The sequence below is a fragment of the Paenarthrobacter sp. NPDC092416 genome (assembly GCF_044755025.1).
Classification (GTDB): Bacteria; Actinomycetota; Actinomycetes; order Actinomycetales; family Micrococcaceae; genus Arthrobacter.
Map to the genome: position 1 here is coordinate 60,639 of NZ_JBIVQG010000016.1, position 8,517 is coordinate 69,155.

Annotated in this window: 6 protein-coding genes and 2 tRNA genes; all 8 read right to left on the bottom strand. The window is 63.9% G+C overall.

The window, feature by feature from the left end; translation table 11 throughout:
- Positions 1–13 precede the first annotated feature (13 nt).
- A complete protein-coding gene (locus tag ACIQC5_RS21550) occupies positions 14–1,633 on the bottom strand; it encodes a GTPase (protein ID WP_400287127.1) in 1,620 nt (539 codons plus the stop codon).
- Positions 1,630–3,411, bottom strand: coding sequence for a dynamin family protein (locus ACIQC5_RS21555; RefSeq protein WP_400287128.1), 1,782 nt, complete (start codon positions 3,409–3,411; stop codon positions 1,630–1,632). The genes ACIQC5_RS21550 and ACIQC5_RS21555 overlap by 4 nt, the downstream gene beginning before the upstream one ends.
- A gap of 97 nt (positions 3,412–3,508) precedes the next feature.
- Positions 3,509–3,581 (bottom strand) — tRNA-Glu (locus ACIQC5_RS21560).
- 128 nt (positions 3,582–3,709) lie between these two features.
- A tRNA-Gln gene (locus tag ACIQC5_RS21565) sits at positions 3,710–3,781 on the bottom strand.
- A 275-nt stretch (positions 3,782–4,056) separates the two neighbouring features.
- Positions 4,057–4,785 (bottom strand): HAD family hydrolase, encoded by a 729-nt coding sequence (locus ACIQC5_RS21570; RefSeq protein WP_400287130.1) that lies wholly within the window; start codon positions 4,783–4,785, stop codon positions 4,057–4,059.
- 19 nt (positions 4,786–4,804) lie between these two features.
- Positions 4,805–6,325: a glutamate--tRNA ligase gene (gene gltX / locus ACIQC5_RS21575; RefSeq protein WP_400287132.1), complete on the bottom strand. Its 1,521-nt coding sequence runs from the start codon at positions 6,323–6,325 to the stop codon at positions 4,805–4,807.
- A gap of 143 nt (positions 6,326–6,468) precedes the next feature.
- The gene (locus ACIQC5_RS21580) at positions 6,469–7,245 is read right to left on the bottom strand and encodes a fumarylacetoacetate hydrolase family protein (protein WP_400287134.1); all 777 of its coding nucleotides are present in this window, start codon (positions 7,243–7,245) and stop codon (positions 6,469–6,471) included.
- A gap of 82 nt (positions 7,246–7,327) precedes the next feature.
- Positions 7,328–8,149, bottom strand: coding sequence for an MBL fold metallo-hydrolase (locus ACIQC5_RS21585; RefSeq protein ID WP_400287135.1), 822 nt, complete (start codon positions 8,147–8,149; stop codon positions 7,328–7,330).
- Between the last annotated feature and the right edge of the window lie 368 nt (positions 8,150–8,517).

Consider the following 8,517-nt stretch of genomic DNA (forward strand, 5'->3'; position numbering starts at 1 on the left):
CGAGCCCACGCAGTCATCCGCCTCGAGCGGACTTCAAGGCCGCGTTGAATGCCTTCAGCCGCGTGATCTCCACATCCACAGGCTCAACAATGCGTTGTTCGGCCACGAGCGATACTGCAGCTTTCAACCGCTTGGCTGCCCCGGCCGCCCGGAGCCGGGCCGCCCAGCCGCCCATCACCCGCCCGACAATGGCCAGCGCAATCCCCAGCACCACTCCGCCGGCCACCATCAAAGTAGGCAACGGCCAGCCTTCGGTCCGCGGAACGTCCGGTACAGGCATCTGCAAATAGCCGAGCACCGCCAGGAAACCGAGCCAGCCCAAGCCACCAGCGGCCAAGAGAAGCGCAAGCCACTGCACAATGTTGAACAGCAACCACCAAGCCGGGCGCTTCGAGGCTTTCAGATCCGTACCGGCGATGGCTTGGTCCAGCGCGTCCGGCAATTGCTCCCTGCCCTCGCGGGCCACGCCACGGATGGCGGCGCGCCATGGTCCCGGAGCGCCATCCGAGGCTGCATCGGCGAAGTCCCGGACAGCGGCATCGGTCCTGGCACGTTCGGGGGCGCCCGCGGGCGGCAAGCTGGTCCTGTTGAGCTCAGGCCTGGTATCGTCACGGCCCAGGTTCAGCCGCCGGAGAGGATCGGGCCGAAAACGCAGAAGCCACCGAGTCACCGGCCAGCCTGTCCTGCGGGCTGACTCGCGCTTGAACGAGCGGGCTACCGCATCCACCACAACCGGCACATTTGCCGCCGTCGCCAATTCGCTGGTCAGCCGGGACTTCGTCGTCCCTTTGATCCCGCGCGCCTCGCCTTCTCCGGACACATCACCGAGTTCGGCCGCCGCCTTGGCAACATCTGCTGCCAGACGCTGCGTTGCCGCCTCCCTCTGGACCACGACGCGCCTGATGGCCCCGCGGACATCCGCTACGCCGTCGCCCGTTAATGCCGATGCTCCCATGACCCGAACTTGGCCCAACCCGTCCCGCTCAAGGATCCCTTCCAAGGATCGAAGCACCGCGGCAGCGTCCGACGGGTTCAGCTTGTCCATTTGGTTCAACACCACCATGGTGACGGTGCCGTGGGAGGCCATGGGCCGGAGGAATTCGTTGTGGACGGCGGCATCGGCGTACTTCTGCGGGTCAAGGACCCAGACGAGGACGTCCACCATGCCAACCATGCGCTGGACAATGTGCCGGTTCTCCACTTTGGTGGAATCGAAGTCCGGTAGATCGAGCAGGATCAAACCTGTGTCCTCGCCGGCAAGTCCGGGGACGTCCGCCAGGTGGTGCCTTTGCCGGACATCCAGCCAGTCCAGCAGGGGGCCGCTGCCGTCTTCGCCCCAGATGCCCGCCAGCGGCTCGGACGTGGTTGGCCTGCGTGCTGTCGCCGTCGCCACGTCACTGGCCGCGACAGCATTGAACAGGGACGATTTGCCGCTGCCTGTTGCGCCGAAGAAACCAACCACCGTGTGCCCGGCGGACAACGAACGACGGGACGTTGCCCGCTCCAGGACGTCGTAAACGCTCTGCAGTTCCTGCTCCGGCAGGACACCCTCCGCAAGCTCCCTGGCACTGTTGAGCGCTTCAAGACGCCGCTGCAGCTGGGAGGACTCTTTGACTTGGCTGTGGCGGCTCATGCGGCCCCAGCCAAGCGGCGGAGCGCTGACGCCTGATGGGTGAGGCCGCTGCCGCCCCGGCTGAGCCCGGCTGCCTCCAGGCGGCCCAGGAAGCGTTGACGCTCGTCGTCAAGCAGCCGCCGGCATTGCGAATGCAGATCATCCCGCGCCTGTTGCGCCAGCCTACGCACGGCGTCCTCGCCAAATACGGCCTCCAGCAGCTTTTGGCCCACGACGGCCGTCCCGCCTGCGATCCCGATTTCGAGTCCGCTCAGCCCGGCCGTCATGGAAAACACCACGATCATGAGTGCTGCTCCCAGGCCGTTGACGCCGAAGGACAACCATCGCGCCTGGGTACGTTTTCCTTGTCCTTGCGTACGGATGAGGTCCATGAGTGCTTCCTGCCATGACCGGATGGCGGCGGCCGCCTTTGCATCGAATCCAAGGCTGGTTCCGGACAGGTCCTCAGTGCCGAGTAGTTGGCGGCCAGCGGCATCCGCACGCCAGCGACGGTCGACGTTCTCCGCGGCATTGGCGGCCTCGTCGAGGATCACGGCCTGCAGCCCGCTTTCGATGGCGGTCTCGACCTTCACAGCAGGTGTGGGTTCGCCCCGGAAGAACGCTCCAACACGATCCCGGAGTCGTCCAATGTTCTGCTCCAGTGCACGGAAGAACTCACCCGTGCCCACAAAGTCCTGCCAGCGGGCCAGCACCTCGCCGCGCAATAATGCGCCGTCCTTCGTGGCATCAAGGATGCGTGCGAGTGCCTCCTCATACTCAACTTCGCAAGCGGTCCGCAGTTCCCCGGCAGCGGTGTCCTGCGCAGCGGCGGCCGCGGCGATCGCTTCCAGCCGGCCACTGACACCCTTGATGGCGCCGTTGAGGGTGCGGCGGGCTATGGCAGCCCGTCCTGCGGCGTCAGCAGCAAGAGCGCTGAGCCATTCGCCCACGTCACGGGCAGCGTCCGGCGGGAGCATTCCAAAGCCGTCCAGGGTGGCCTCAGGCACCACGAAGAGCTTTGCCTGACCGAGTCCCTGCCTGTCCAACATGGCCTGGAGATCGTTCCTGACCTCTTCCTCCGCAGCGGGGGGCACACGGTCAAGGACCACGGCTACGGTGATGTCCCGCGATGCCGCATTCAAGAGCAGCTCCCAAGGAACGGCGTCGGCGTATCTATTGGCCGTGGTGACAAACACCCAGAGGTCCGCGGCGGCCAGCAACTGGCCGGCGAGCCTGCGATTGTCGTCCGAAATCGAGTCGACGTCGGGTGCGTCAAGGAGCGCAATCCCTTTCGGCACGCTGTGGTGCCCCACTAACACCAACGAAGTGATCGCCTGCGCGTCAGGCGCAGCACCCGCCTGGTTGGCCGGCACGGGGCTGGACGAAACAGTCCCCCTGATCCTGTGGAGATTCGGGAGTATCCGCTGGTCATCGAACCACGCGGCGTCCTGCGGGTGGTGCAGAAGGATAGGTTGCCGCGTCGTCGGCCGGATTGCCCCGGCGCGGGTCACAGGCTGCCCCACCAGGGCATTCACCAGTGTTGACTTCCCGGCGCCTGTTGAGCCGCCGACGACGGCCAGCAACGGGGCGTCAAGGCTCCTGTACCGGGGTATCACGTAATCATCCAGTTGAGCCAAGGATTCCCGGATCCAACGGCGGCCTTCATCGGCGTCGGGCAAGGCCAGCGGCAGCGTCGTCAAGGCAAGTTCCGCCCGGGCTTCTTCGAGGATGTTGACGGCGTCGGCCGAATCTTGGGGGGTTGGGCTGGCCCCGGCTGTCGGCTTTTCATGTGCGGTCACAGCTTCATCATGCCAGCCGATTCCCCGCACGCTGCGCTATTCGCAAGGTCCGGGCAAAAAGAAATCCCCCGGAACAATGTTCCGGGGGATTTTCCTGTGACCCCAGCGGGATTCGAACCCGCGTTACCGCCGTGAGAGGGCGGCGTACTAGGCCGCTATACGATGGGGCCTTGCACTTTATGATCACCGTTTCCGGCGATCAAGCTGAAAGAGTATTTCATACTTTCAACCTCATTCCAAATCGACTCTGCGATTCAGAATTTCTGAATTTCCTGCGGAAATCCGCGGGAATTCAGAGCTGGGATACCAGGACTCGAACCTAGAATGACGGTACCAGAAACCGTAGTGTTGCCAATTACACCATATCCCAAAGTGACTTTCGGACCGGAGTTCCTCGCTTCGGTTTCCCTCAGCTTTTCCCTCCGTGCCCCTCAGCACGAGTAATTACTCTACCCGAGACTTTTGACCTGCACAAATCGACCCATCCGGCGCTTCCCCTCAGACCGGACACATGCCCGGGATGATCAAGAATCCGCGGAATTCCGGGGCTTGCAGCCGCTTCCCGATGTCAGCCGAACGCCCCCAAGAAGCCACTTTGAGCCGCTGGCCACATCTTCCCTAAGTTGTTAGCTGCATCACAACCAATCAGGCTGGTGCCGTGGCCTGGACCAACAGCCTCGACAGGGAGTCCACCTGTCGGCCGGCAAAACCTTCCACGACTTCACCGGTCCTGTTGAGCCAGACGCCCACCAAGCCCGCATCGTTGGCGCCATCGGCATCCAACAGCCGGTTGTCCCCAACATAGAGCGTCTCCCCCGGCTTGGTGCCGAGCAGCCGGACGCCCTCAAGATAGATCGCGGGGTCTGGCTTGGCCACGCCCACCGTGTCCGTCCCGACGAGGATTTTGATCCGCGATAGGCCCGCGCTGTCCAGTTTTGCCCGCTGATAGGCGTGCACGTTGTTACTCACTGCCCCGTAAGGAACGCCTGCGGCGTCGAGCGCGTCCAGGACCGGCGCGACGTCGTCGAAAGCCCTGACGTACGACGTCTGACGCTGGTGGTACTCAGCCACCCAGGCTTGGGATTCCTCGCCATCGGCGAGTTCCACGCCAAAATGGCCCAACGCCGCCCTGCCCCGAAGAAGCCGCTGCTCATTGAACGTCAGCTCACCGGCAAGGTAGCGATCGTAAAAGTGCGTTGTTTCGTGCGTGAAGATCCGGCCGAACTTCACCCACCCGGCCTGATCCAGGCCGGGCAGGAGATGTTCGCTGACGTCACGCAATGCCGTGGTCATGGCGTACTCAAGGTCCACTAAAGTGTCGTCGATGTCGAAGAGGACACCGCTGATGGTGCCGAAGGTGCTTGAAACAGCCATGACTGCAGCGATACCGGTTCTAGCCGCTGAAAGCGCGAAGGCGGGCGAGCGAGGAATCCTTGCCCAGGATCACCATCGACTCGAACAACGGCGGCGAGATGCGGCGGCCGGACATGGCAGTGCGCACCGGACCGAAGGCGAGGCGAGGCTTGATGCCAAGGTCCTCCACGAGCGCCTGCTTGAGTGCCGTCTGGATGTTCTCGGCCGTCCAGTCTCCAACGGGCTCCAGCGCGGCGAGCGCAGCACCCAGGACCTCGCCCAGGTTCTCGGGCAAACCCTTGCGGGCGTCGTCGGCAACGTCGATCGCATCGTCAGCCTTGAACAGGAATGCCAGCATCTCCGGAGCCTCGCCCAGCAGCGTGATGCGCTCCTGCACGAGAGGAGCGGCTTCGGTGAGGATCTCCTCCTGGCGGGGGGTCAGGATCTCGCCCACAAAACCCGCGGCGCGGAGGTACGGAACCAAGCGTTCCTTGAAGTCCTCCGGCGCCAGCAGTCGCACGTGCGTTCCGTTGATGGCTTCGGCCTTCTTAATGTCGAAGCGCGCGGGGTTGCCCAGGACATCGTGGATGTCGAAGTTGGCCACGAGCTGCTCCACCGTGAAGATGTCCTCGTCGGCGCTCAGCGACCAGCCGAGCAGCGAGAGGTAGTTCAGCAGCCCCTCGGGAATGAATCCACGCTCGCGGTGCAGGAAGAGGCTGGATTCGGGATCACGCTTGGAAAGCTTCTTGTTGCCTTGGCCCATGACGTACGGCAAATGACCGAATTCCGGCATGTACTCCGCCACACCAATGGCATAGAGCGCGCGGTACAGCGCAATCTGGCGCGGCGTTGAACTCAGGAGATCCTCGCCACGGAGGACGTGCGTGATGCCCATCAAGGCGTCGTCCACCGGGTTGACCAAGGTGTAGAGCGGAGCACCATTGGCACGAACCACGGCGAAGTCCGGCACGGAACCGGCCTTGAACGTGATCTCGCCGCGGACGAGGTCGTTGAACGTCAAGTCCTCGTCGGGCATGCGCAGACGCAGCACGGCGTCGCGGCCTTCGGCCTTGAACTGAGCGAGCTGCTCTTCCGTCATATGGCGGTCGAAGCCGTCGTAGCCCAGCTTCGGATCGCGGCCGGCAGCCCTGTGCCGGGCCTCGATTTCGTCAGGCGTGGAGTACGACTCGTAGACGTGTCCCCCGGCCTTCAGCTTGGCAATGACATCCTGGTAGATGTCGCTGCGCTGCGACTGCCGGTACGGTTCGTGCGGTCCGCCGACCTCGACGCCCTCGTCCCAGTTGATGCCAAGCCACTTGAGGGCGTCCAGCAACTGGTGGTAGCTCTCCTCGCTGTCGCGGGCAGCGTCAGTGTCCTCGATGCGGAAAATGAGCTTTCCGCCCGTGTGGCGCGCATAGGCCCAGTTGAAGAGTGCGGTGCGGATCAGGCCAACGTGCGGCGTTCCCGTCGGTGACGGGCAGAAACGGACGCGGACCGGAGTCTCGGCGTTGACGGCGGGGATGGCGCTGGAGGCAGCGTTCGACGCAGAAGCAGTAGTCATAGTGCTTCCAACTTTACCGCTTGAAGCCCGCCCGGTTTTCGCCCGTCGCGTCGCTCACTGCCGCTGCAGCACCCCGATGTTAACGTTCGACGCCGGCACCCAGGCCGGGCACCGACGTCGAACCTCACGCTGTGGATAGGCCGCTAGCGGCGGACCACCGGGTTGGACAAGCGGCCGATGCCCTCGATCTCGACCTCGAAGCGGTCGCCCTCGCTGACCAGGCCAACCCCGGCCGGGGTGCCGGTCATGATGACATCGCCCGGGAGGAGCGTGAAGGCATGCGAAACGATGGAGACAAGTTCGCGAACACCCCGGATCATTTGGTTGGTGCTGCCGTCCTGACGGAGTTCACCGTTGAGACGCCCCTGGATGGACAGGTCTTCGTGATCGAGCTCGGTTTCAATCCACGGGCCCAGCGGCGCGGACGTATCGAAACCCTTGGCGCGGGCCCACTGGAGGTCCGTCTTCTGGACGTCGCGGGCGGTCAGGTCATTGCCGCAGGTGTAGCCAAAAATGACGTCATCGGCGCGGTCCTCGGGAACGTCCTTGCAGATACGGCCGATGACGACGCACAGCTCGGCCTCAAAAGAGACCTCTTCGGAGAACTCGGGAAGCACAATGGGGTCGTTCGGGCCGATCACCGAGGTGTTCGGCTTCAGGAAGAGCAGCGGTTGCTGGGGAACCTCGTTGCCGAGCTCAGCAGCGTGCTCGGCAAAGTTCCGGCCAACCCCAACCACCTTGCTGCGGGGAATGATCGGCGCCAGCAGCCGGACGTCTTCCAGCTTGTGCTTGACGTGGGTACGTTCGACGCCGTTAAAGAAAGGGTCGCCGTTGATGACAGTGATCTCCTCACTGCCGGGCTCGCCTTCAACGACGCCGTATAGGGGATCAGAATCAACTACAAACCGGGCGATACGCATGGGCTCAAGCCTACCGTCCTGAGCCTGCAGCCATGGACGGACTTCGGGGCCCGCCCAGTTGCGCCCGCTCAGCTGCTCCCGCTCAGTTACGGAGGTAGTCCAGTTGCGCCGCTACCGAAGTTTCAGCTGCCCACCTGACAGACGGGTCGACGTCGGGATAGACGGCGTCCGTAACTCCGGCGACCGATGCATCATGTCCCAACTCAGCCAGCGCGGCCCGGATTTGATCCAACCGCTGCTCACGATGGGCACGGTACTCGCGACACTTCTCGTCCAGAGCCGGAAGCACCGGACCGTGGGCTGGCAGAAGTGTTGCCGGACCGAGCGCCTCAAGCCGGTTCAGGCTGGCCAGGTAGTCGCCGAGTCGCCCGTCAGGATAATCAAGCACGGTAGTGCCCCGGCCAAGGATCGTATCCCCGGTCAGGACTGAGCCGCGAGGCCCATCGCCGGGCAGATGGAAGCACAGCGAATCAGAGGTATGTCCGGGAGTGGCCACCACGCGGATTTCCACACCGCCCGCGCTGATGACTTCGCCGTCTTCGAGTGGCTCGCCGCCGTGGCAATACTCTTTGGCCGCCGCCCGCACCGGCGCGCCGGTGAGCTCGTGGAACCGGGCTGAAGCCGCTGTGTGGTCGGCATGCCGGTGCGTAATGAGTATGACCTCCACCTGGCCCGCCGCTGCAAGCCCGGCCAGATGCCGCTCATCTTCGGGGCCGGGATCCACCACGGCTATGCGGCGCGACCCGGGGGCGGCGATGACGTACGAGTTGGTCCCATCCAGGCTCATCGGGCCCGGATTGGGCGCCAGCCGGAATCTCGTCAGCTCGCTGCTTCGCTGCAGCGAGCTACGCTCCTGAACGTGCTCGGCGTTCCCGGCCTCTTGGGCGTTTTCGGAAGTCCCCATCGATTCTGACGTCCCGTTTGATCCTGAAGTCCCGTTTGATCCTGAAGTCCCGTTTGATCCTGAAGTCACTGTCCCATCTTGGCACCGATCCGCCCCTCTCTCACATCCCGGCCCCTTTTGGGCAACCCGCACCCACATCCCACCCCCTTTTGGGCAACCCTCACCCACATCCCACCCCCTTCGGGGAAGCCAGACTCTCGGGGCACCATTGCTGGAACTCGCCAGAGGTGCCTTGGGTTCCCCAACAGGACCTGAAAGAGCGACCACCCAAACCCAACAGGACCTGAAAGAGCGACCACCCAAACCCAACAGGACCTGAAAGAGCGACCACCCAAACCCAACAGGACCTGAAAGAGCGACCACCCAAA